Annotated in this window: 19 protein-coding genes; 4 read left to right on the top strand and 15 right to left on the bottom strand. The window is 44.8% G+C overall.

All coding sequences use genetic code 11. The features are described from left to right. Window positions 1-2,230, bottom strand: a 2,230-nt coding sequence (locus V5298_RS04510) for a hypothetical protein (RefSeq protein WP_332930280.1), incomplete at its 3' end; no start/stop codon positions are given. Between the two features lie 319 nt (window positions 2,231-2,549). On the opposite strand from V5298_RS04510, the gene V5298_RS04505 reads away from it, so the two are divergent. Continuing rightward, a complete protein-coding gene (locus tag V5298_RS04505) occupies window positions 2,550-3,902 on the top strand; it encodes an alkaline phosphatase family protein (protein ID WP_332930279.1) in 1,353 nt (450 codons plus the stop codon). A gap of 42 nt (window positions 3,903-3,944) precedes the next feature. Here the strand turns inward: V5298_RS04505 and V5298_RS04500 are convergent, their stop codons facing one another. From V5298_RS04500 to V5298_RS04445, 12 genes are all read right to left on the bottom strand, one after another. Further along, the gene (locus tag V5298_RS04500) at window positions 3,945-5,060 is read right to left on the bottom strand and encodes a glycosyltransferase (protein WP_332930278.1); all 1,116 of its coding nucleotides are present in this window, start codon (window positions 5,058-5,060) and stop codon (window positions 3,945-3,947) included. Between the two features lie 6 nt (window positions 5,061-5,066). Next, window positions 5,067-6,155: a glycosyltransferase family 4 protein gene (locus V5298_RS04495; RefSeq protein WP_332930277.1), complete on the bottom strand. Its 1,089-nt coding sequence runs from the start codon at window positions 6,153-6,155 to the stop codon at window positions 5,067-5,069. Then, window positions 6,139-7,125: a polysaccharide deacetylase family protein gene (locus V5298_RS04490; RefSeq protein WP_332930276.1), complete on the bottom strand. Its 987-nt coding sequence runs from the start codon at window positions 7,123-7,125 to the stop codon at window positions 6,139-6,141. Before V5298_RS04490 ends, V5298_RS04495 begins: the two co-directional genes overlap by 17 nt. A gap of 1 nt (window position 7,126) precedes the next feature. Further along, on the bottom strand, window positions 7,127-8,293 hold the full coding sequence (locus tag V5298_RS04485; RefSeq protein WP_332930275.1) for a hypothetical protein: 1,167 nt from the start codon (window positions 8,291-8,293) through the stop codon (window positions 7,127-7,129). Next, window positions 8,293-9,480 carry a glycosyltransferase family 2 protein gene (locus V5298_RS04480; protein ID WP_332930274.1) on the bottom strand — a complete coding sequence of 396 codons (1,188 nt, stop codon included), beginning with the start codon at window positions 9,478-9,480 and terminating at the stop codon, window positions 8,293-8,295. The genes V5298_RS04485 and V5298_RS04480 overlap by 1 nt, the downstream gene beginning before the upstream one ends. Then, window positions 9,477-9,995 (bottom strand): serine acetyltransferase, encoded by a 519-nt coding sequence (locus V5298_RS04475; protein ID WP_332930273.1) that lies wholly within the window; start codon window positions 9,993-9,995, stop codon window positions 9,477-9,479. The genes V5298_RS04480 and V5298_RS04475 overlap by 4 nt, the downstream gene beginning before the upstream one ends. A 4-nt stretch (window positions 9,996-9,999) precedes the next feature. Next, window positions 10,000-11,283, bottom strand: a complete 1,284-nt coding sequence (locus V5298_RS04470; RefSeq protein ID WP_332930272.1) for a glycosyltransferase — start codon at window positions 11,281-11,283, stop codon at window positions 10,000-10,002. 18 nt (window positions 11,284-11,301) lie between these two features. Further along, window positions 11,302-12,615, bottom strand: a complete 1,314-nt coding sequence (locus V5298_RS04465; RefSeq protein WP_332930271.1) for a UDP-glucose/GDP-mannose dehydrogenase family protein — start codon at window positions 12,613-12,615, stop codon at window positions 11,302-11,304. Between the two features lie 8 nt (window positions 12,616-12,623). Beyond that, window positions 12,624-13,871 carry a glycosyltransferase family 4 protein gene (locus tag V5298_RS04460; RefSeq protein WP_332930270.1) on the bottom strand — a complete coding sequence of 416 codons (1,248 nt, stop codon included), beginning with the start codon at window positions 13,869-13,871 and terminating at the stop codon, window positions 12,624-12,626. A 34-nt stretch (window positions 13,872-13,905) separates the two neighbouring features. After that, a complete protein-coding gene (gene prsT, locus V5298_RS04455) occupies window positions 13,906-16,491 on the bottom strand; it encodes an XrtA/PEP-CTERM system TPR-repeat protein PrsT (RefSeq protein WP_332930269.1) in 2,586 nt (861 codons plus the stop codon). 161 nt (window positions 16,492-16,652) lie between these two features. Continuing rightward, the gene (pepA, locus tag V5298_RS04450; RefSeq protein ID WP_332930268.1) at window positions 16,653-17,408 is read right to left on the bottom strand and encodes a flocculation-associated PEP-CTERM protein PepA; all 756 of its coding nucleotides are present in this window, start codon (window positions 17,406-17,408) and stop codon (window positions 16,653-16,655) included. 156 nt (window positions 17,409-17,564) lie between these two features. Next, complete coding sequence (locus V5298_RS04445; protein WP_332930267.1) at window positions 17,565-18,425, bottom strand: ThiF family adenylyltransferase; 861 nt, start codon at window positions 18,423-18,425, stop codon at window positions 17,565-17,567. A gap of 118 nt (window positions 18,426-18,543) precedes the next feature. Here V5298_RS04445 and V5298_RS04440 point away from each other — a divergent pair, with 118 nt between their 5' ends. The 3 genes from V5298_RS04440 (at window position 18,544) to V5298_RS04430 (ending at window position 21,706) form a co-directional block, all read left to right on the top strand. After that, window positions 18,544-19,308 carry a serine protease gene (locus V5298_RS04440; RefSeq protein ID WP_332930266.1) on the top strand — a complete coding sequence of 255 codons (765 nt, stop codon included), beginning with the start codon at window positions 18,544-18,546 and terminating at the stop codon, window positions 19,306-19,308. A 94-nt stretch (window positions 19,309-19,402) separates the two neighbouring features. Continuing rightward, window positions 19,403-20,677, top strand: coding sequence for a Vi polysaccharide biosynthesis UDP-N-acetylglucosamine C-6 dehydrogenase TviB (gene tviB / locus V5298_RS04435; RefSeq protein ID WP_332930265.1), 1,275 nt, complete (start codon window positions 19,403-19,405; stop codon window positions 20,675-20,677). 12 nt (window positions 20,678-20,689) lie between these two features. Beyond that, complete coding sequence (locus V5298_RS04430; RefSeq protein WP_332930264.1) at window positions 20,690-21,706, top strand: NAD-dependent epimerase; 1,017 nt, start codon at window positions 20,690-20,692, stop codon at window positions 21,704-21,706. 36 nt (window positions 21,707-21,742) lie between these two features. Here V5298_RS04430 and V5298_RS04425 read toward each other — a convergent pair whose 3' ends face one another. Continuing rightward, window positions 21,743-22,609, bottom strand: coding sequence for a PEP-CTERM/exosortase system-associated acyltransferase (locus V5298_RS04425; protein ID WP_416351143.1), 867 nt, complete (start codon window positions 22,607-22,609; stop codon window positions 21,743-21,745). Between the two features lie 265 nt (window positions 22,610-22,874). After that, complete coding sequence (locus tag V5298_RS04420; protein ID WP_332930263.1) at window positions 22,875-25,046, bottom strand: malate synthase G; 2,172 nt, start codon at window positions 25,044-25,046, stop codon at window positions 22,875-22,877. Window positions 25,047-25,120: the final 74 nt, after the last annotated feature.

The following is a 25,120-nucleotide window of genomic DNA, read 5'->3' as shown; positions in this document are numbered from 1 at the left end:
GTCGTGGGTCGAGGTTGGTTGAATTAATGTAGGTATCGAGGGGCACAACATTATTGTTGAGGTAAATCATCTCTTCACCGTATGTCCAACGGCTTTTGGGTACATTGTCGCGCAACAAGGTGTAGATGGCGGCTGGGTTTTTCTTTATAAACACATTATTTGTAAGGACTAGGGCCGTCATTTCATGATCGAGCCGCAGAAATGTATAACTGTCCGTGTCACTGGCATGAATAACGGTGTTGTTGGTAAAACGCACGATGCCCTTTGAGCCGCCGGTGCCGTCACTACCGGCACGGATGGCGTAAAAATCTTTGCCTAACCAAAACAGATTACCGGTTATATCCTGTTGTATGGGATGACGGGTATCCACCACAGGACCAATAAGCTCCACAGCATACTTGGCTTGCTCAAGATCGTTTACTTCTATCCAGTTGTAATAGAGAGCCAGTTTTTCTGCACGGGATTTAATGGTATTGCCTTTATTGCCGTGTAAAAAACTATGGGTAATGGTCAGTGTGCTACCCGGAAAGCGGAATTGGTCGGTGGCGACATAGACGGCATGACCCCAAGGGCGGCCTTCATGTTTTCCACCTGCCGCGGTGATTTCTGATTCTGTGATTGTCAAACTGCCAGATAGTGCATCGGTGCCTAAAATGCCGTGAACAATACAGTCATGGAGGTACACATTTGTCAGGGTGATATCGTCGGCTTCATGACGAAAACAAATGGTGTCGGCGCCGGTGATCTCAATATTTTCAAGATAAATACTGTGAGAACTGCGTACGCCAATGGTCCAGGGCCAGCTACTATGGCTACCAGAAAAGATGGGGCGTTCGCCGTTCACGGGAATGCCCACAATTCGGATTGGCTGTTCCCGGGTCCCGCTTATTCCTTCTAAAATAAAGGGGTCATATACATTGCCGCCAATCACCTTGACCACGTCCCCCGCCACGAGCTGATCAGCAATGTCTTCAATTTGCTCGTACTGAGTACCGGGTTCGATGTGCCATTCAGTGGGTTCTCTGGCCGTATTGGCGGTTTGTACATCCCATTTTATATAAAACTTATCCAAATTGGTTGCTTGTGCGGTGGGCTCCATATTTAATCGCTGGGTTTGTGCCACACCATATTCCGAGGGCGTGATATAACCAACAACAAGGCGATCACCATTAAATAGTTCCACTTCACCTTGCTGAAAATCAGTGCCGTTGACGGCAAACCACGCATCACCTCTGTGACTGACTTTTACGGGGGCTTCAAGGTCGGCCAATTCGATACATTCCGATGTGACGGCCTCTGCCGGCGCAAGTTCCAGACTGGTTGCTAGCATGGTACCCCGTTGGGCGCGTTTTCCATTTTCTCTTATGTACAAGCTCACCTCTCGGCATTCTGCAAAGAGATTTGGGTTGGCGTTAATTGGAAAGCTGGTGGGTTCGGTGGTGTCGATGGGATCATCCTCTGAGCCGGACTCAGTGTTAATACCCAAATCATTCACCGTGATCCATTCCATACCGGTTGAGATGCCGTCCATACGCGCAAAATCACCATGGTACGTAAATGTGATGGAATTTTTATCTTCTACTTGCCACAAGGTCAATGTGTCTCCGGCATCGACTACCACAGGTAGAGCTTCTTTCGCCATGCCGTTGACTGAAACTTCAATACCTGACTCCTTAAATGCCAAGGTACCGGGATCAGTGACCGATAAGCAGATGGAGGAGGTGCCGTCGGTGCCTTCTTCTTCAACAGAATAGGGAATATTGAATTGGCCAGAAAGGGGCAGGGATGGACAAAATTCATTATTCATTGGATTTTCGGTGATGACATGCCAGCGGTAGTACACGGTTTGTAAGGCGCTATGCGCGTCAAAGTACTGCAATTTAAATCGCAGTACTTGGGAGTCACCGGCTTCCGCGAGTACCTCGCCATTAATTGCCACCGTCATGCCTTCGGTTATGTCCACCGTTGATGTGGTGTTGGTCTGGCCGTCGATGAGCAATGATTCACGTCGGTAGGGCGCCACAGTGGTATCAGCAGGGACATTGATAAATTGCACACATTGGCTATGTACACTTGCACCCGGGCTTCCTTCTAATAAAGGCTCTAGCTCTTTACCTGAGATCCCCGCGGATAGATCCGCAACAGAACAGTTATCGGCGGCGGCAAATTCGGCAAAAGAAAGGGCTGTAAATATAAACGAAATATTGATTAAAGAATGACAGATTTTCATGTCAAGATCCTCTTTACATTGAGAGGAAACGTTAACGTAGATCCACTGCGGTAAAGGTATTTGATAGCATACCTAATATGAGAATAGATGCGTTAAATACGACAAGTGGTTGAATTGATGCCACGAATAAATTTTTCCCGTGACTACTACTTTAGAATGATTGAAGTGAAAATGAACAATATTGGGGGGGAATATTGTAAATATTGCTGGAACTCTATACAAAATCGCGAGTACTATAGTATTAGAGCAAGACGCCAGCAAGTCCTATAAGTTGTAAAAAGACGTGGCGATACTTAGGAACGTACTTAGAGATAGCATTATGGAAAATCAGAACGTCATTTTACTTGAGTTTAACGAATTGTGCCCACCGCTTTTAGATAAGTTCATCGCGCAAGGACATCTCCCTAATTTTGCCAAACTCTACGGTAGTTCAAAAGCCTATACCACCGATGCACGTTGTGATGTGGAGTATTTAGAACCCTGGATCCAATGGGTCACCTTGCATACGGGGTTGCCCTTTGAAAAGCACAAAGTGTTTCGGTTAGGACAGGCGCAAAACTTAGAACATGACAGCATTTGGGATATATTGTCAAAGAACGGCAAAGATTCATGGCTGTGTGGCAGTATGAATGTGCGCTGGGATCCTAATGATAACAATATATTAGTTTTGCCAGATCCGTGGAGCATTGATGTAGAAGCGTCGCCTAAAGAACTGCAACCCTTTTACCATTTCGTACGGGCCAATGTTCAGGAGCATACTAACGCCAATCATCGTCTGTCGTTAAAAGACAACCTAGCGTTTTTGGGCTTTATGCTAAAACATGGTCTTAGCTTGTCTACGGTAAAACGTCTGGCTGACATCGTCATTAAGCAAGTCACCAAAGCGGATGATCGATGGAAAAAAGCCACCATCTTGGATTGGTTGCAGTTTGACGTGTTTGCCCATGTTTATAAAAAACATTCGCCCAGTTTTGCAACCTTCTTCTCCAACAGTACGGCGCACTTTCAACATAAATTCTGGCGTTATATGGAGCCAGAACGCTTCCCGATGAAGCCGTCTCAAAAAGAGATCGATTTATACGGCGATGCCATTTTATATGCGTACAAAAATCATGATGCGCTCATCGGCAAGGTGTTTGATTTAGCCAAACCCGATACCACGATTATCTTATCATCGGCGCTAAGTCAGCAACCCTATACTGAAAAAGACGCTGAAGGTGGCAAGCGTTTTTATCGTCCTCATCAAATGTCCATATTGACAGAAAAATTTGGTTTAACCGGGGTAGAGAAGATCAGCCCAGTGATGTCCCACCAATTCCATGTCATTTGTGACTCAGAAGCAGCGGCGGCTGCGAATTATGAAGCACTTAAAGCCGTGACCTATGACGGTGAAGGGCTATTCTCCCTTAGATTGGAAGGCAAGGATGTGTTTGGTGGTTGTCGTATTTATCAACCGGTAGAAAGCAATGCGACCATTCGGGTAGAAGGGAAAGATATGGCGTTTAGTGACGTGTTTTATTTGGCGGATAACCTAAAAAGCGGGATGCATCATCCCCATGGTGTTTTTTGGGTATATAAAGCCAGTCAGACCTTTGAAAAACCGGAAACCTTGTTACCTTTGGAAGATACCACTCACGTTATCTTAGATGAATGTGGTGTAACAGCGCAGTAAGCCGCTTATCAACCGAGAAAAAAGGCCCGTATTGGGCCTTTTTTAATATTGCTCGAGTATTTGGGTAACGTTATTTTCCCAGTTCAAATGGTCGATAGAGGCTCTGATGGCGTGAGCGTCCCAGGTTAACGCTGTAAATCGGCGGATACCGTGGCAGATATCTTCTACCTGGTGACTCGCCAGGATAATTCCATTATTGCCGTCATTGAGTATTTCTGGCACACCGCCCACTGGCGTCACCAGCGCCGGCATTCCGCAGGCCAAGGATTCAATCATGACATTCGGCACCCCTTCTCGGTAGCTCGGCAGGATTAATGCGTGGCACTGAGACATAAGAGTGGCGATTTTTTGATGGGGTACAGAGCCGTGGATCACCACATCATCACTAAGGACATAATCGTTGACGAGCATCTGCAACTTGTCCATTTCGGCCCCTTTTCCGGCTATGTGCAGGCAAATGGACAAACCTTCTCTTTTAAGCTTACTGACGGCCTCGATAAGCTCAAAAATACCTTTTGTTGTTATGATTGAGCCTACAAACAATAAGGTTAATGGGGACGTATTCTCTGGCTGCTCTCGTACTTGAAAGCGGTCAAAATCCACACCGTTGTAAATCGCTTGGGCGTGGATCGTGGGATCATACTGCAAGATGAGATTGGCCATTGCCTGACTTTTAGTCACCACACATTGGGCCTGCTTAAACGCCCACAGCATTTGTTTGCGTCTTGCTCTGTGGGCGATATGCACATTGATATCACTACCATGGCACTGAATTATCAGCGCAAACCCCAGCAACTTTTTGAACCATGCAGCACATACCGCATCGGGAAATCCCCAACTGGCAATGACCCGTTTGGCGGCCATAAATTTAAGCAAAGGAATGACGCAAATGATCGCAGAGAGAAACATCAACAACGGATAAAGGCGGCGTCCGGTACCCGGGAGATAGAAAAATGGAAATGTGGTAACGGCGGCTTTTTGCTTCTGTCGTTTTAACACCCGTTCGCTAAACCATTCTTGAAAAGGGACAGGCACAAGGTAAGTCACCTCAGCGTGCTGTTCCATGCATTGGGTTTGCTGAAAGTTAAACGCCGCACGATTGGGATCCCAGCTCACCGGGTAAAGGTTAGAGAAAAAAAGGATAGGTGCTTGTGCCATTGCCAATTACTCTTTGTGAAAATACGAAGCAAGATAGGTCTGTGAAATAGTGTCTACGGAGTAATGCTGTTGTACATAATCATAAGCATTATCAGCATATTGCTCATAAAGTGTCGGATTTTTTAACAGTGTGTGAATGGCTTCCGTTAACTGTTTTTTATCGCCAACATCTATAAGTATCCCCGTGTTACCGTCTTCGACAATCTCAGGGATCGCCCCGACACGGGTGGAAATTACCGGTAAGGCTCTTGCCATGGCCTCTAGCAATACCATGGGCAGGCCTTCGGTATTCGAATTGATGATAAGACAATTAAACTGTGCGTATATTTTATTTTCATCAAGTTCGTTGCCATGTAGGGTTACACAGTCGCCTAACTGATGTGTCGCGATCAAATTTTGCAGATTTGGCTTTTCTGGCCCATCACCAAATAGATGTAATTCAAGAGGCAAAGATGTTGGCGATTTTGCAATACCGGCAAAGACATCGATGACCTGATCAATCTGTTTTAAGGGAACCAGTCGAGCCACCATACCAAAACGTATGGGCGCGGTATGTTTCCCTTGGGGTTTTTGGGGACGGTGAGGGATCAAAATGCCGTTGGAGATCACCTTAACCTCGGCAACAGGCCATCCGTAGCGTGCTTTTACACCTTCTTGTACCCGTTTGGATACGGCATATTTCCCTTTTAAATACAAATTTGCCAGCGTATGGGCAAATTTCATTCCTTTGAGCTTGGCAGAATGCTCGCCGTGCATGGTGTAAATAATATGCTTGCCACGAATAAGTAACGCGATGGGGGCAATGGCTCTTATTACCGCAGGGGAGTGTATATGGATAAATGAATAATCACGAAAACATCGCTTTACTTGTACACAGCGACTAACAATATTGCCGCTAATACAATGTACTGGCACATTATTTTTCGTCAGTGTGCTGTAAAAGGGATCAGAGGTCTTACCGAAGGATAAAACGGCAACCTGATAACCTGCTTTGTGTTGGGCGAGGGCAAGATTCACTGCGCATTTTTCGGCACCGCCCACTTGCAGGCTACTAACACAGTGGAGGATGACCGGTTTTTTAGTAGACCTTGGCATAAGAAACCATTTGTTTGAAGTCGTCTGGCGTCATGTTAGGTTCAATGGGGAAACGATGGAGATCGTAGCGCTTTTTATCAATGTGAAAATTGACGCCGGGACGAAAGTTAAAGGCAAGTTCGTAGCCGGAGGACTTCAACGCTTCAATGACGCCGTCATTATAGGTTGACTGATTGCCCACCGGATAACTAAAGGCATTGACATTGATACCTAAGTGCTTTTCAAGAAGGTGCTTGGAATGCTGTAACTCAAAGAGAATATCTTCATCGGTTAATGCCGATAAAATATAATGGTGATGAGAATGGGCGCCGATAGTCATGCCCTGTTGATGCATTAACTTAAGCTGTTCCCAATCCATAAATTCAGGGGTAGGGTATAGCCCTTGAAAAGCGGAAATTTCTTCGAGTTCTTGGATTTGTTGTTCTAACTCCATACCCGTGGCTTTTATTTCTTTTAGCACATGACGAATAAAGAGCTTCATGTCCCCTTTAAAGCAGACCGGGTGTTTCCAAGATTTTAGTTGCACCTGTTTTAACTGCTTATGTTTGAGAATGTAGGCCACTTTATCCCACCAAGGCAGCACGCTATTGCCGATTAATCCTGTGGCTATAAAAAAAGCCGCCGGTACATTATGGCTTTTTAATATGGGAAAGGCACACTCATAGTTGTCGGCATAGCCGTCATCAAAGGTAATCGTCATGCAACGACGTTTACTCAATAAGCTCGGCTGGGCTATGAACTCTTTGACTTCATTTAAACTCACAATATCAAATTGTGTTTTCATAAAGGCTAGGTGCGCGGACAATTGTTCTTCTGTGCAGGAAAAAACATTGGGATCCCCCGACGTTTTTTCCAAATCACCCACTCGATGAAGATTGATACTGTACAAGCCATTTGGCGTATTTTTCCAGCGATGGCCGGTTAATCCCATTAATGACTCAATCTTCATCTGAATCCGTTTTAAATCCACGTTACATCCTTTTAAAAGTGGGTTTAGGAAGTAGATAGTCTCTATAGTCGTTGGGATCGCCTTTCATTCCAGCTTCAGCCGCTTTGGTGATGTTATACATCTCTCTTGCGCTAACGTAATGTAGCTTATACTTTTCACCGTCATTGTATTGGGTGGTAAGGTGTTGGTGCATGCGTTTTACCGGTTCACCAAGCAAACAATTCATATCAATATCTTGGGCACCGTGCGTATGAATTTTGATAAATATCCATTCTGGACGACCGGCCACATGAATGTGGGTATTGACCCAATTGTCCACACGTCCCGGTGTCGGTGGACAGGTTTCACGGATATCAGCACGTTCTATTTTCGGTAAAACCCCGAATTTTGACTGTTCTTTATTGAATCCTAATGGGCCTTGTAAAATCAGTAAATCGCCGTACGGACTACCGCCCACCGTCATTTCAACGCCCTTGTCGTAGGATTTGGGTTTATTAGGATCATCCTTCGCGTAATACAAGGTATTGGGCATGGAAGGCTGGGTGGCATCCGGAGACGGGAAGGTAAAGTCGGCATAGCAACCGGTTTCGTTAAGTACGATCAACTCATCATTGACACCACACCAATGCCCTTGAGGGTGGGAATTATCCAATGCCCAGTTGCCATGAATAAATGCATATACCGGTTGATTGGTCTTTGGGTCAATGGCAAGGGCACCGTGTTCCTGGTGTAAGGTTTGGGCAAAATTGGTTAATGTATGCCGTAAATTCTCACTGGTGTCATCGTCATGGTGCAAGTGAATTTCGATTTCACCAAACCCGCGGGCACACAAATCGGACAGCTTGGCTAAATGTTCATGGCGATATTCCTCTTCTGGGAAGAAGAACGAATGTTTAGGATGATATCCGTCTGCATCGGTAAATTGACTCGCCATGATTGGATAATCCTTCATCCATCTATCTACACGCTGTCGCTCTAAGTCAATGTTGTCTTTGTTTTTCCACTGGGGTTCGTAGTGATCAACAAAGCAAAACATCACGTGGGTTGGGCCTTCAATGCCGTTCACGTCAGGTTTCTTTCGACGACAAAAACCTAAGATCCAGGTATGCATATCTTTTTTGTAGATCAGTATTGCCGCAGCGGCTAGAACAGTTGTGATCGCGAGAAAAAACAGAAACAAGAAAATCATCAACGGGCGGTCCTCTCCCAGGTTGCAGACAAACGAGATGTCATAAATAAAATAAATCCTCTTCCCAACGAAATATTCATTGAAACGAAAAAGGTGATGAGGTTAATCAGGGTGGCAATTTTCCCGTCAGTGTTGTGTTGGGTTGATTGACCAAACAAAAAGAGTGCATACACCATAAGCTGTATTGCCAATAAAACAACGTAAAAGGAGCTTTGTAAGGCCAATAAGGCGCTGCTGACAAGACAAATCAACATAAAGTGTGGCACAAACCAACGTAGTATTTTATGACTGAAGTAGCTGAAAAAACGCCAACCAATAAATGGATTTAATGCCCATAACAACCGAGTCATGGCTTGATAGTTACCGGCGCCAATGCGTATGCGCCGAGTGGCTTCTTCTGCCAGATTTGGCGCAATCTCTTCAATGGCACGGGCTTCAGGGTTATAGGTAAGGCGATAGCCTTGTTTGGCTATATTCATAAAGACACAGAAATCATCAATGATTGTATCTGAAGGCAAAGGGGTATAAAGGTTTGTACGGATGGCGTAGATTGCGCCGTTTGCCCCTAGCATGGCATTGATTCGGTTTTCATGGAACTTGAGCACTTGCTCGTACTTCCAATACAGACTGTCTTTGTTTTTGCCGGAAAACGGGTCCACTAACTCTAACTCACCACAGACGGCGCCCACATTTTCATCATGAAAGTCTGCCATTAAACGGGTGATGGCGTCTTTTTGAAAGCAGGTGTTCGCATCTGAAAAAACTGAAAATGGCGTCTCAACACGGTTGAGTAAATCGTTAAGTACGTTGATTTTCCCTCGATTTTCCTCAAATAAAAACACCTTCATTCTGGGGTGATCCTGAAATTCAGACAAGATGTCATTGGTGCCGTCTTGACTTCCATCCGAGCCGATCATGATGGTCAGTTTTTCTTCGGGATAGTCGAGAGACAGCAGGTTTTCTACCCGTTGGCGGATACACTTTTGTTCATTGTAGGCGGCAATAATAACGGTAACCTCGGGTAAATCCCGGGCGTTTTTGCGCCGACTGTCTTTGTTTAAGACAAATCTAGTGTCACGTATTGCCTGGGATAGACTACTGATAATAATGAGTAAGACAGGATATAGGGCATAGGTAAAAATGATTGCCCCTGCGCTAAGCCAAAATAACCACGCCAGTACGATCATGATATCTCCCGTGGTTTAGCTGGAATGCCAAGGGCAGTGCAGTTATCAGGTAAGTCTTTTACTACCACGGCGTTGGCGCCAATTTTTACGTTATCGCCAATGGTCACATTGCCAATAATTTTTGCGCCGGCACCGATAAAAAGGTTATTGCCGAGTACCGGAGATTGCCCTTTTTCATCACCAATGACCACACCGCTTTCAATAACAATGTTTTTGCCGCCACGGACTTTACTGTTGATGACAACGCCAACGGGATGCATCAGTACCAATCCTTGGTCAAAAGAGGCGTTAACGCCAATAACGCAGCCATTGAACCAGCGATTTACGGTTTGGAAAATTAACGCAACAGGCTTGAGCCACTTAGTGGCAGCGCAGGCATGGGATAAGCGAAAAAGAATATTGGCTCCGGTGCCATCAATGACAAATAAACGCAGCGTGGAAACCGGCGCACCATCATCTGCGAAGATCTTCTTTTTGTAATCTAAATCGGTTTTGATTATATCGAATAATTTCACGTTTTTATTCCCTACCAATCCAAAGGCCAAATTCCTTTTTAACCCTTTGTTGTTCTTGTTGCATGGTGGCTAATTCGTCAGGATTTCCAATGGTGGCCAAGGGACTTCGCTCTAACGTGAGTATGTCTTGGGTCCAGGGTTTATGATTCTTTTCGTGCCACGATTTAAGTTCGGTATTTAAGTAGTTTACACTACCTTTGTAGGTGTTTTGGTTATCAATAAGCCATTTTCGCGGTGTAAAGGTGTCCGCTCGTTGTACAAACTGGGTTAATTGCGCCCCCACATTGTCGTTGTCTAACAGCATGCCGGTCTGCTCGTTAATAAACTCTTTTGACCCTATTGCCGCATCTTTAAAAACGGCAACGGGCACATTGGCTGCCATGGATTCAACGACAACCACACATGAACCTTCACGTTTTGAGAATATCGCTGAGGTCTTGCTTCTGGCTAAATAGTCAACAATTTGGCTGTACTGTTGGGGGCCGGCAAAATCAATCATGTGCGCGACACCGTACAATGCGGCTTCTTGTTTAATGTGTTCAATGGTGCGACCTGGCTCATCTTGGCCTATCAAGGTGACCTTAAGGGGCGTTTTTAGTTCTGCTAAGCCTTTAAACAGCGCGATATGGCGCTTAAAAGTACCATAGTTTGCAATTACCAACAGATCGATGTCCTTTTCGACGGCGGGGCGACTGACGAATTTATCCGTATTAACCCAACTGGATGCGTATAGGTGCAAGGACTTGATGCGAGGAGAGATCCGTTTCATATACGCATGATCGTCAGCATTGCTGATGGTGCTAAACAGACCGTCTTCTTCCAACAAACGGGGCATGGTAAAAAGCGCGGGCGAATGCGGTGGACTCCAGCTTGGTGCAAACACAATAATAAATTGCTTTTGCAACGCTTGAAAATCAGCGGTATTTAACAGTCGAATAAGGTGTTTTTCGAAGCTAACGTAGATAACCCCTTTTTCCAGTTCACTCACCCAGGGTTTAATGATAATGCCCTTGGATACCACGGTCTGAGGTTCCTGATAACGGGCTGTGGTCCATCGATAAAGATCCGGGATCTCATCAATCACGTCATTGATTTTGCAGCTTAAGGTATCTTCCTTGGGGGAAAGCAATGATGTCGCCGCCTTGAAGTAGTAATCAAGACGGTCTTCAGGGCTCGATGCTCTGTCACCCTTAAATTCAAACCATTTGCGAAATGTCTTTCGTACCCATGGCGAATATCTGAGTGCATCTGCCCATTCTTTTCGAAGTCTGACGGCGAATTTTTTCATTAATATGCTTTCTGGTAACTACCAGCAAATTCCCTCATACCCTTCTTGTCCTAATGCATCATCATTAATGCGCACCAGATCAATCACATGCTTGCCCGGTGGGATATCTGTTACCAGATCACGGAACTGTTCGTCACCATTGCCAATAACGATCACTTCGCTTTCATCAATCACCGTTGCTGCATCATCAACCATTAGTTTGGAGATATGGGGAATTTGATTCAGGATGTAATCTTTGTTGGCACCGACGATAGCGGCAAGGTTGACGTTTCGATCATACAATTTTAAATCGTAACCTTTACCTAACAGGCGTTCGATAAGTTCTACAATCGGGCTTTCTCTAAGATCATCAGTTCCGGCCTTAAAGCTAAACCCAAGAATACCGATTTTACGTTTACCTTTCGCGGTAACCAGATTTATCCCGTTTTCTATTTGCTGTTTATTCGAAGGCAAAATGGCAGATAGCAAGGGGGTATTGATATCTAGAGCACCGGCTTTATATACCAGAGCACGGACGTCCTTAGGCAAACAGGAGCCGCCAAAAGCAAAGCCCGGTTTCATGTAATAAGGAGAAATATTTAATTTGGTATCCTGGCAGAAGATATCCATCACCTTGTGGCTGTCTACATCAACTTGTTTGGCTATATTGCCGATTTCGTTAGCAAAGGCCACCTTGACGGCGTGCCACACGTTATCGGTGTATTTTACCATTTCGGCGGTGGCCAGATCGGTGCCGATTTTGGGTCCTGGAAGTTCGCTATATAGACTCATTACCTGTGTTAGGGTTTGCTCGTCAGATGCACCCACCACCGTCTTAGGTGGGTTATAAAAGTCAAATACGGCGGTACTTTCACGCAAAAACTCAGGGTTAATACACAACCCAAATCCTTGACCGGCTTGTTTGCCTGAAGCTTGTTCTAAGGTTGGCTGTACGATATCGGCCATGGTGCCCGGTAACATGGTGGAACGAATAACCACAATATGACGGGTATCTTTGTCCCTTATCACCATACCGATTTCTTCGCAGACACGTCGTACAAACTTGAGATCCAAGCTGCCATTTAGCTGACTGGGCGTACCCACGCACACAATGGAAATATCACTGGCTAATACGGCTTCCTCACAGTTTGTGGTTGCTTTGAGTCGCCCCGCCTTCACACTTTGCGAAATGATTTCACCAATGTCTTTTTCGATGATTGGGGTTTTGCCTTCATTGATAAGTGCCACTTTTGCTTCGGTGGGATCAACACCTATGACAGTATGACCATCGTTTGCCAAACAACCGGCTGAGACAGCCCCAACGTATCCTAATCCAAAAATGCTGATATTCATGTGAAATCCTACTTATTCCTTGCCGTGTTGAGCATGTCAACAAAGTCTTGAGTAACTGTTTTCCAGCTATAATTTTCTTTGACCAGTGTATAACCATTTATGGCGATTTGTGATGCTTTTTCATCGTTCTTTAGTAGTGAGATCGTCGCCTTTGCAAAGGCATCATGGTCGTCTGCAATCATAATGTTTTCATCATGAGTAATAGGCAATCCTTCTGCGCCAATGCTGGTTGATATAACCGGTAGGCCTGCGGCCATGGTTTCAAATATTTTAATACGGGTGCCACCACCTATGCGCAACGGCACAATGGATGCGCTGGCCGCCGCTAGGTATGGTCTTACATCATCTACGGTACCGGTAACGGTGATACTGCTGTCAACGTCACCTAGTTGGAGGATTTTATCTGGTGGATTGCGCCCAAGTATCGTCAGGGTCACCTCGGGTACACCTTGCTTTATAAGGGGATAACAGTGTTTGATAAAATCCTCGATGCCATCAATATTGGGCATCCAGTCCATAGAGCCTAAAAACACTAAAGAGAAGGGCTTTGGCTGGCGAGGTATTTCAGCGAAAAAGTCGAGATCAACACCGGTCTCTACATGGCCTAAAACATTCGTTAGTCCAAACTCATTGGTAAAAACCTCTTTATCGAAGTCACTTACCGCTATTACGCCATCAAACCACTGACAGGTGTGTTGTTCAAAGCGTTTAAACCGTTGCCACTGGTTCTTATAAAACACTTTGCTGACGGCGTTACCCGCATTTTTGCAATGCCTTTCCCAAATATAGCTTTCGACGTTATGTTGAAAAAGCACATAGGTGGTTTCCGGCTTTTTGGGTAAGCGTGTTAAATTTACTGACAGTGACAAAAAGTCACATACCACAATATCAAAATGCTGCTTAGCTAATAGGGCGCTAAGGGTATCTGTAATGGTCTGTGTGGTATATTTGTCAATCACATAAGGCAGAGAAGAGCTCACAACATTCTTAGCCACATCGGTTAACAGGGCCAACTTGTTATCTTTGTTATCCTGCCAAGGGGCAAAAACCTGATGATCGGAATATGACTGAATGTTTGGCGTAGGGGCGCTGTTAGGCGCTTTTAACGTAAAATAGGTAATCTCATAGTGCGCCTTAAGTTGCACCATCATATTGTAAGTGCGGATTTTACCGCCACTGTTTAACGGATACAGTTCATCCGCTTTGATCCATAGCAAGGATGGCTTCATACCCTGTTCGATTCCTGTACTGTCCATATTTTCTTTTTTAACTTGGTGCCTATTAGTACGACTATTGAGGAGATTTTAGCGCATTTTCAATTTGGCTTTTTGTATCTAACAAGGCTTGGCTACTGGGCTGTAGACTCAAGGCTTTCATGATCCAACGATTGGCGTCATCAAGTTGATTGGTTTGCAGTAGCAACCAGGCTATATTATTCATTGCCTGCCAATTGCGCGGATGTGCTGCGAGGAGATCTTGGTAAATACTAATGGCTTTTTGCTTATCTACCTTTGCCAGCTCGCTGACATAGTATAAGTCGGCTTCGTCATACCCAGGACTGAGTGCCGCGGTTTCTTCAAGTACCGCCAGACCTTCCTCAACATTACCTTCGGCCGCTAACGCTTTATATAACAGCTGAGCTGAACGAGGGGTTTTTGACGTTTCATATGCTTCACGTAGGGTGGGGATCGCACTTTTGTAGTCACTTTTTCCTGATGCAGCCCTACCAAGTATTTCTTTTCCGCTTTGGCTGTTAGCGTAAGTGGGGGGAAGGTTATGCATGATTTTCAACGCATCATCGTACTGCTTTAAATTCACTAAAAGGTGCGCTTTCAATAATTGAATACGTGGTTTGGCAAGGATACTGGTCGGGGCGGTTTTTAGTGTCCGTAGGGCCTTTTTATCGCCATCGGACATCATGGTCGCCTCTATATAGGCTTCATAAATTTGAACCGAGGCATAGCCGGAATTTATCGAACGTCGTAATACTTCAACCGCCGCGAGGGGTTGCTTTAGGGCCATATAAGAGCGAGCTAAAATAAAGTTCACTTTAGGACGCTCGGTATAATCGAAAATGTTTGCACGAGAGAGAGAAATCACCTCACGATAATCGTTTTCAAGGTATGCCACATACAGCCTAGTATACTTCGCTATTTTGCCGCTAGTCTCTAACGCCTGGTGAATTTTTTCTTTGGCTTCAGCGGGATTTTGGCTCATATTGGCGGCAACAAAAGCACCGGTGAGTGCGGTTTCATCATTGGGGGCTTTGCGCAGGATAGTGACATAGGCACTAACGGCTTCTTCAAAGTTATCTTCCCCCATGGCTGTTTCAGCAAAATATTTGGCCGCTTCTACGTTTGCCGGATCAATACGCTTAATCGTGCTGTAGATGTCCGTTAAGGGCTCATAATTTCCGACAAATTTTTCAAATTCAGCGGAAATGAGGTAGTTTTCTACATCGTCCGGTGCCGATGCTATCCACTCATTAATAATTTCTCGAGCTTCATCTATTTCAGCATTCGATGTCTTAATGCCGATAAGTAACAGTTTTGACTTATAACTGTCGCCGGAGGCTGCCTCTTCAACAATTTTCTCTGATGACGACTGAATAAGTGATAAGCCCGAGTCGTCGCCTACCGACAATTTGAGTAAGCCTAACTGCTGTCTTTCTTCTGGGGTATAGAAGTTCTGTTGATTTACATTTTGCAGAATTTCGGCCGCACGATTGGTTTCCCCCGCAAACAGTAATGCAGAAGCCGCTTTTGTGGCTAAACGGTTATTGCTGGAAATTAATGAAGGATACTTTTCATATAAATCGTATGCAGAGATTGAATCTCCGGCAGTAAGTTTTGCGGCAATATACATTTGTAAGCCCGGATGATTGGGCGGCAAATGGTCAACGATCTTTTCCAAATACGAAAGGGCTTGCTCATAGTTCCCAATTTGAAAGTGAGCAATACCTGCAATATAGATGGAAGAAGGTGTCACCAGATTTTTATTTAACGAGATATCGATATGTCGAGCGGCCGACTCAAAATCCTTTTTCGCAAGGGCTACAATAGCTTTTTGCTGATTGGCAAGGGGATGCTCAGGGGCAAGGGTAAGAATTTTATCGATATAGGGTTCCGCTATGTCATATTCCCGCGCTAATAACCGGACTTCCGCTATTTTGAGGTTTAATTGGGCGAAATAGGGTTTTAATGCCAGCAGAGCTTGATAGTTTTCCGCCGCCAGATCGTAATCCCCAATGGCTTGTTGTATTTCCGCAGTTAATGAACGGGTTAACCAGTCGTTAGGGTATTTCTGTGTTAGTGCATAAAGCGCATCTTTTTGTGCGAGATTATTGTTAAGCAGGAAATTATCAATAATGAACTTAAAATCTTCCACCCGTTGCTGTGTCGCCGGGCTGGCAGATTTTTTTGCATCATCAATATACTTGTTTGCCAATTCTGCGGATTTGGAGCGTGCGGCAATGACGGCGGCGATAATCTCTACCGCGGCACGTTGTTCACCTTTGAGTTGGGAGTCAAATTCTTCAAAGGTGGCTTGAAAAACATCTAAATCAGCCATGGAATACATGGCAAGAAAGTAGGGCTCGGCAAAATCGTTTATATCGCCGCGTTGAGTAAGTACCTTGTCAAAGGTGGTTACTGCGCTAGCCATATCACCGATATCAAAATAGATTTGGGCCAGCTCAATTCTTGGGCGTGTATCGGTGGGCGACTGCTGAACCGCTGCCTTTAGTTGAATAATCGCATTTTTATAATTCTTGTTGGCGAGCGCTGCTTCTGCTGCGGACATCCTCTCTTCAACCGTTTTTGGTGTACATCCGGCAAGAATACAGACGGAAATAACGGCGGTGAGAACTTTGTTCATATTTTTTCTATCCATTTAAATGCAACACTTCCAAATTTAGTAGTCGGGTTACTTTAAGCCTTATCTTACCAAATTAAAAGTATGAAACCTTATGATGAGTTCTTAAATTGCAGACATAAAAAAAGGCGACCTCAGTCGCCTTTCTAAAATGTAGTTAAAAACTATTTGTTTTTACGACGTCCAGTCATGCCTAAGCCTACTAAGCCTAACGCTAAAACTGCAACAGTTGAAGGTTCAGGAACCTTAACTGTGAATACCGCTGATAAGTCACCGCTAACATCAGGTAGAGTGCCTAAAGTATCGAAGTCACCGTTTACTGTAACAATTGAGTAGAACGGGATAGGGTCAACGAAGAAAGATTCACCATCTGTAGTTAACACGAAATCAGTAAAGTCAAAGTTGAAGTTACCAGTACCGTTTTCATATTGTCCGTAAGCATTAACAACAGTGCTTGCAGAACCAAGAAGGATGTCGTCTCCGCTGATGTCAGTTACTGTACCAGCTAACACATCGTCAGAAGTAGTATCGTGACTAGGGTCAATGTAAATGCTGAAAGTCGCTGTTGTTGCAGTGAATTCAGTCTCAGTTGCGTTAGCTGTACCAGAAGCAGTTAATACTGCATAAAGGTTATAGCCGATGCCACCTAAGTCTAAACCCATTACAGAGCTTGCAACAGGAACGGTTGCTTCTTCAGAAACCAAAGAAGTTAGGCTGGCAAATGCGCCTGTAGTAAAGCCGCCTGAGCCGTCGAATACCAATTCTTCAAAGTAAGAACCGTTAAATTTGTCACCAGTAACGATGCCGCCGCCGTAAGCAGACTCATCGATAGAAAAATCTAAAAATTCTGCAGAGCTTGAGAAAGACGCCGCCAAACCAGCAGTTAATGCGAGGGATTTTACAACTGTATTGAATTTCATAACCATCTCCATATTCGTATTAGTTCGGCTGTTAGGCCTCGCAGAAGTATTAGCATGTATGATGCCAACTTTGTAAGATGTTGTTTTTAAAGCGATATTCCGGGTGGCAATTCAATTGTAATAATTGTTTGTAAAATAACCTGACAGTCAGCTTGGTTACTTTTTGAGCACTATGCGGCGGGCAATATTAAACTTCAATCGCTGTAGCAGTCCGCGGTTCCCCAAAGGGCACCAAGTTTTACGCATTTTGTTTTTATAGGCATCAAAATGAAGACCATAGGGGGCGTAAAGCACGTCACCGCGATCAAGTAAAATTTTAAGGGCATAGGTTTCCGCTAAACCAGCACACAGATTCACGGCCATGGCCGTTGATGGGCCTTTTTGCTGTTGAAAATCCACCGCACTTGGGTCTGCGAGGTAATCCCGTTGTAACATGGCCGGTGACAGGCCAATAAGAAACTGAATAAGCTGTTCTTCTTCTGTTTGCTTATCATCAAAGCGAAAGTATTCTTCGTAAGTCATTTTGCCCGGCTTAAAGCAGAGCAGGGCGGCGCCCATGCCTAACGGCGCGGCAGTTATGACGGGGATCCCTTTTTCATAACAACGACTAAATACCAGTTTTCTTGCTTTTAAGGCGAAAAAGTCGAGGCTGTCTACGTATAAATCCACATCTTCTAAAAAAGCATCCACATTACTTTCATCAATGCCTTGGGGGAAAGTACCTATATCGAGTTCAGGGTTGATATCCATGAGCATTCTCCCCATAACATGGATTTTATCCTGATCTTTAGTGGAAACAAAGGCGCCGGATTGCCGATTGATGTTGTGGATATCGAACTGGTCGAAATCTGATATGTTAAGTTTTCCGACACCTAACCGCGCCAGGGTTAAACTATGAAGCCCACCTACACCGCCGCAACCGGCTATAGCTACGCGCTTGTTCCGTAAAAGGTGCTGTTCTTGATGGGTTACCCAGCCTATATTTCTGGAAAACGCCACATCATAGTTAAATTCCATACGTTACTCGGTTATCCTGCGGACTGATCATATTATCTCATTTAATAGATTAAGCTAATATGATGACATGTAAAATAGAATTGGAAAATAATTCAAATCAAGGAAAAGGATTGTTTCGATGAAACGACTAGGTCTGATGCTCTACCTGCTATGCGTAAGCCAGATACTCAATGCGGCCGCTTTAACTGACGTTGTCGTCAAGATAAAGCCATCCATTGTGGGTGTGGGTTTTTACGCGCCCCTTGCCACAGTGAGTCATCAACTAAAGGGAACTGGGTTTGTGGTGGGGGATGGTCACTATGTGGTGACCAATAGCCATGTGGTAAATGCGGTCCCCCGTGTTGATGAGAATATTAAATATAACCAGGTGGTGTTTGTGCCGAAGGGGAAAAAATATTCCATCATCAGGGTTAAGCAGGTATATACCGATGAAAAACATGATATTGCAATTTTAGAAATTGATAAGCCATTACCCCCGCTTAAATTAGCGCCAAGAGATCGTCAGATCGCCGATGGTGAAGATATCGCTTTGACAGGTTTTCCTATTGGTGCTGTACTGGGGCTTTTCCCTGCCACGCACAAGGGAATTGTCGCTGCTTACTCACCTAATATTATTTCCGCGGCAAATAGCCAGCAGTTATCAGAATTATTTTTAGAAAGTATTAAGCACCCGTTTATGGTTTATCAATTGGATATCACCGCCTATCCGGGCAATAGCGGTAGCCCCGTTTATTTAGCGGATTCTGGAGAGGTTTTTAGCGTCGTCAATAAGGTCTTTGTGAAGGAAACAAAAGAGTCAGCCATAAGTACGCCTAGTGGCATAACGTATGCCATTCCAGTGGAACATATATATGCACTGGCTGAAAAACACGGACTTTTCTGATACACAGAGTGTCACCATGGGGTGATATTTGCGTTTTCAAGGCGCTAAAAATATGACAACATTTTAAAAATTGGTTTAGGAAGCACCGAAAATTATGACAGTTGAGTTCAAAAAAATAGCCGTTGTAGGGTTAGGTTACGTTGGCTTACCCCTAGCGGTGGCTTTTGGTAAAAAACGTCCCACCGTTGGGTTTGATATTAACACCCAGCGTGTCAATGAATTGAAGACCGGTCAGGACCATACCCTTGAAGTTTCAGAGGAAGAACTGAAATCCACAAATCATTTAACCTTTACCGATGATAAATCGGCATTGAGTAGCTGTGATGTTATTATCGTCACTGTCCCCACACCCATCGATAAAAATAAGCAACCGGATATGACGCCCTTACGTAAAGCCAGTGAGATGATTGGCTCGATTATCACCAAAGGGACAACGGTTATTTATGAATCTACGGTTTATCCGGGGGCCACAGAAGAATACTGTATTCCTATTATAGAACGGGTGTCGGGCCTTACTTTTAATCGCGATTTTTTTGCCGGTTATAGCCCAGAGCGGATCAATCCCGGTGATAAAACCCACCGCTTAGAAAGCATTGTTAAAGTGACATCGGGAAGTACGCCGGCCGTCGCTGAACACGTTGATGCGCTATACAACGACATTATTGATGTGGGGACGCACAAAGCCAGTTCCATCAAGGTGGCTGAGGCGGCAAAGGTTATTGAAAATACCCAGCGAGACTTGAATATAGCCCTCATCAACGAACTGGCCATGATTTTCGAACGGGCCGGTATTGATACCGAAGAAGTGCTGGAAGCGGCGGGGAGTAAGTGGAATTTCTTACCGTTTCGCCCCGGTCTTGTTGGCGGCCACTGTATCGGCGTTGACCCCTATTATTTAACTCATAAAGCCGAAGAGTTGGGACATCATCCTGATGTCATACTGGCAGGCCGTCGTATTAATGACCGCATGGGCGAATACGTGGTCTCGCGCTTAGTAAAGGCCATGCTTAAAAAGCAAATTATGGTCAATGGTGCCAATATCCTATTACTGGGCATTACATTTAAAGAGAATTGTCCAGATATCCGCAATACAAAAGTGGTGGATATTGCCCATGAACTAAAAGAATACAATGTAAATCTTCATATCTATGATCCCTGGGCCAGCGCTGAGGAAGTCGAAGAAGAGTATGGCTTGCAATTAATTGATGAGCCAACATTAAATCATTACGATGCGGTGATAGGTGCCGTATCACACCGTGAATTTAAAGCTTGGACGCCCGCACAATTAAAAGCACTGTGTAAATCGGAAAGTCTCATTTTTGATCTTAAATACATGTTTGATAAGACGAGCGTGGATATTCGTTTATAAGGAAGCAATGAAATGAAAGTATTAGTTACTGGTGCAGCAGGGTTCATCGGCTCTCATGTGTCCATGTATCTGTTAGATCGGGGTGATGAGGTTGTCGGTATCGACAACTTAAATGACTACTATGATGTTTCACTAAAACTCGCTCGCTTAGACAGAATTAAAGCGTTGCCTTCATCGGATAAATTTTCTTTTGTGAAAATGGCCGTGGAGGACAGGGAAGGTATGGAGCGCCTGTTTGCCGAAGAAAAATTCGATAAGGTGGTACATCTGGCGGCGCAGGCTGGTGTACGTTACTCTTTGGAAAATCCCCACGCGTATATTGATGCCAATATCGTTGGCTTTATGAATGTACTGGAAGGGTGCCGTCATAACAGCGTTAAACACTTGGTTTATGCGTCATCTAGCTCTGTGTACGGGGCCAATGAAAACATGCCGTTTGCTGTGGAAGATAATGTGGATCACCCGGTTTCACTCTATGCGGCAAGTAAAAAAGCCAACGAATTAATGGCTCATACCTATAGTCATTTATACGGTTTACCCACCACAGGTTTACGCTTTTTCACCGTTTATGGGCCATGGGGCCGACCCGATATGGCGTTGTTTTTATTCACCAAAGCGATTTTGGATGATAAACCAATACAGGTGTTTAACTTTGGTAATCACCGTCGTGATTTCACCTATATTGACGATATTGTTGAAGGTATTATCGCTACCCTCGACAATACCGCCGCACCCAACCCGGAATGGACAGGACAAGCACCAAGCCCAGGCTCAAGTAAAGCACCGTTTAAGGTCTATAATATTGGCGCACAGACCCCAGTGCACTTGTTGACCTACATTGAAACGTTAGAAGAGGCCCTTGGCAAAAAAGCGGAAAAAGAATTGCTACCATTACAGCAAGGCGACGTACCGGATACCTATGCTGATGTGGAAGCCTTGGTAAAGGATACGGGTTATCGCCCTACTACGGATATTAAAACTGGTATTGGCAAGTTTGTTGAGTGGTATAAATCATTCTATAACGTCTAATTCCGCAGTAACGGTTGCATAAAAACATGCAACCGTTTACTTGTTTAAGAATTGTTGCAAATAGTCTTGCTGTTCTTCTGGCATAAGAGGTATTTGTTGACGCAGAGACAGACGTATTTCCTTAAGCATTGACGCAAATCCAGGTTTGAGGCTGCCTTCCAGTAGTGGCCGGTTAATATAGTAGGGGGCGCGTTTGCCGTGATAATCGACCACGGGGCCGATTTGCTGAAATTTAATACCCACAAATCCCATACTTCTGGCCAACCTTGGCTCCATCATGACATAAGCATGCTTTACACCAAACTCTAGCGCTGAGGCCGCGGCGGCGAAATAAAGCCCTACTGCAATAAAAGGAAAACAACGTAACTCGGTTTCGGAATACGTCTCTGGGTTGATGGCACCGATGGCAGAACCTTCAAAGTCATCAGAACGACGTCGTCTGAAGTACTTGGGGACGGCTAATCGGGATATTTCACACACTTCATGGCGTTTAAAATTTTGTGGGCGAAGATCATCGCGAGTGATGGAATCACTACAGTATTTTTCAATGGGCAGAAATTGATCATCCATTAACGGACGCACGGTTCTGACTGTGCCAGCCATCTGGTTAGTGTTAATGTGGCGGATCAAGCAATGACGAGAATAGTCGTCAAATTCATCTTTTTCCAAGCCTTCAGGATGCACCGGTTCGAATGCCAATTCTTCACAATAGACATTGTGCCGTATCCCGTAGACGGTTCTGCGAAGGTCATCGTCAATGGCGAGAACAGGTTCAAGATAAGTACTAAAGTGGGAAGAGATATAGTTGGCTTCCCGCAATTGCTGATAACCTGAAACTAACTTTCCTATTCGGCTCTTGCGAATTTTTCTATTTATAATGTCAAAAATTGAGCGTTTCATCATATTACAACTCTGTGCCTCTCAACCATGCAAAAATTGTTGCATACGTAAATGAAGAACACCTTGCTGATAGTGTTGTGTCCATTATTAAAAATCATCAGGCAGATTGCCCTACTAAAACTATAGTTCATCCTCGTTACAAGATGTCACTAATCGAAGCATACACACGCATTATATTAGGGGGAAGGGGCTGGAGGGGGGAGTTAGGACTGTTTTTTTAACTAAAGGTATAAAAAAGTAAAGCCACAATGTGTGGCTTTACGAAATTTTACATAGCGGCTTTCATCTCTCTGCGTTTTTGATGAAGTAGCGGCTCAGTGTAGCCATTAGGTTGGCTAACGCCTTCAAAAATCAAGGCTTTCGCTGCCTGGAAACCAAATGATTGGCTGACATTCGGCGTCATGGGCAGGTAATCCGGGTCGCCCTCATTTTGCTTATCTACCAGTGATGCCATGGTCTCTAATGACTGCATGACTTGTTGTTCAGAAATAATCCCGTGCACGAGCCAGTTCGCCAGATGTTGGGATGAAATTCGTAATGTGGCCCGATCTTCCATTAGACCCACATTATTAATATCTGGTACTTTTGAACAACCAATACCCTGATGAACCCAACGTACCACGTAGCCAAGGATACCTTGTACATTGTTATCCACTTCACGCTGAATTTGCGTGTCGGTGAGGGATGCTGTATCCCCAAGAAGTGGAATGGTCAGGATCTCTTTGGTGCCATCATAGTGTGTATTGCCCATCTCGCGCTGGATACCAAATACGTCGATATCATGGTAATGCAAGCTATGTAATGTGGCTGCCGTCGGGGAGGGTACCCATGCGGTATTGGCGCCGGATTTCGGATGACCGACTTTGGCTTCCATCATGTTGGCCATTTGATCAGGGATTGCCCACATACCTTTACCAATTTGCGCTCGACCACTTAAACCACACTGTAAACCGGTCACCACATTGGCTTTTTCGTAGGCTTGAATCCACGGCATGGCTTTGAGATCACCTTTGGGGGCGAAGGGGCCGGCGTACATGGAGGTGTGTATTTCATCACCAGTACGGTCCAAAAAGCCGGTATTGATAAAGGCTACACGGGAGGATGCCGCCCCGATGCAAGCTTTAAGGTTTATGCTGGTACGTCGCTCTTCATCCATAATACCCATTTTCAGTGTATCGGTAGGTAAACCAAGTATAGATTCGATACGTCCGAACAGGGTGTCAGTAAATGCCACTTCTTCAGGCCCATGCATTTTGGGTTTAACAATATAAATACTTCCTTTTTGTGAGTTTTTATATTTTCCATTACCAAGCACATCATGCTTGCCGATAAGGGCGGTGATCACGCCGTCCATGATCCCTTCATACACAGGTTCGCCGTCTAACAAGATGGCATCGTTGGTCATCAAGTGACCCACGTTTCTGACAAACATCAGGCTGCGACCCGAAAGGGTAATGGTTTGTCCGGGATCCGCTGCACTAATAAATTGCTTGTCTTGTTGCATGGCGCGGGTGATTTTACGCCCATTTTTTTCCATGGTGAGGCTTAAATCACCTTTCATTAAGCCAAGCCAGTTAGCATAAACCAGGGTTTTATCTTCAGCATCAACCGCTGCCACAGAATCTTCGCAATCCATAATTGTGGTCAGCGCCGCTTCTAAAACAATATCTTTAACACATGCCGGATCACTACTACCGATAGGATCATTGGCATCAATTTGTAATTCGAAGTGTAGGCCGTTGTGACAGAAAAACAACGAGGTGGGGGCGCTCGTACTGCCTTGGTATCCCACGTACTGCTCAGGAGCTTTTAAAGACGTGGTCTCACCGGTGTCTAAACGTGCGACGAGTTGTGAATTTTGCAATTCATATCCGCTCACGTTGGCATGGGAGCCATTTGCCAAGGGCAGCATTACATCCAACCATTCTTTGGATTTTGCTATCACCTTTGCCCCTCTGGCAGGGTTATAGGATTTACCGGCTTCGGCACCGCCTTCATTGCTGATGACATCAGTGCCATACAGGGCGTCATACAAGCTTCCCCAGCGAGCATTTGCCGCGTTGAGGGCATAGCGGGCATTGTTGATTGGCACAACCAATTGAGGGCCCGCCATGGTTGCAATTTCTGGGTCGACATTTTGGGTCGTCGCGGTAACCTGTTCAGGTTGGGGTTGAAGATAACCAATTTCCTGAAGGAAGCTTAAGTATTCGTCACCACCTGCACTGCGGTTTGCTTTATGGTAGCTATCGATTTGCGCCTGTAAACTGTCCCGCTTTTCCAGCAGAGCCTTGTTTTGAGGCGTGAGGTCGATAAGCAGTGCCTCAAAGCCCTGCCAAAAAGCCGCCGGCTCTACTTGGGTGCCTGGCAATGCTTGCGTATTAATAAAACTGTCTAGAACTTCAGCGACCTGAAGCCGTCCATGTTGTATATAGCCTTTCATATTGACCTCTGCGTTGACAATCTATGTCCAGTGTAGAGAGGTTGGCTCATTATTTTTAATTTATGGTTTCTATA

Origin of the sequence: Alteromonas sp. 14N.309.X.WAT.G.H12 (assembly GCF_036697315.1) — a bacterium.
Classification (GTDB): domain Bacteria; phylum Pseudomonadota; class Gammaproteobacteria; order Enterobacterales; family Alteromonadaceae; genus Alteromonas.
This window is presented reverse-complemented; position numbering and strand designations above follow the sequence as displayed.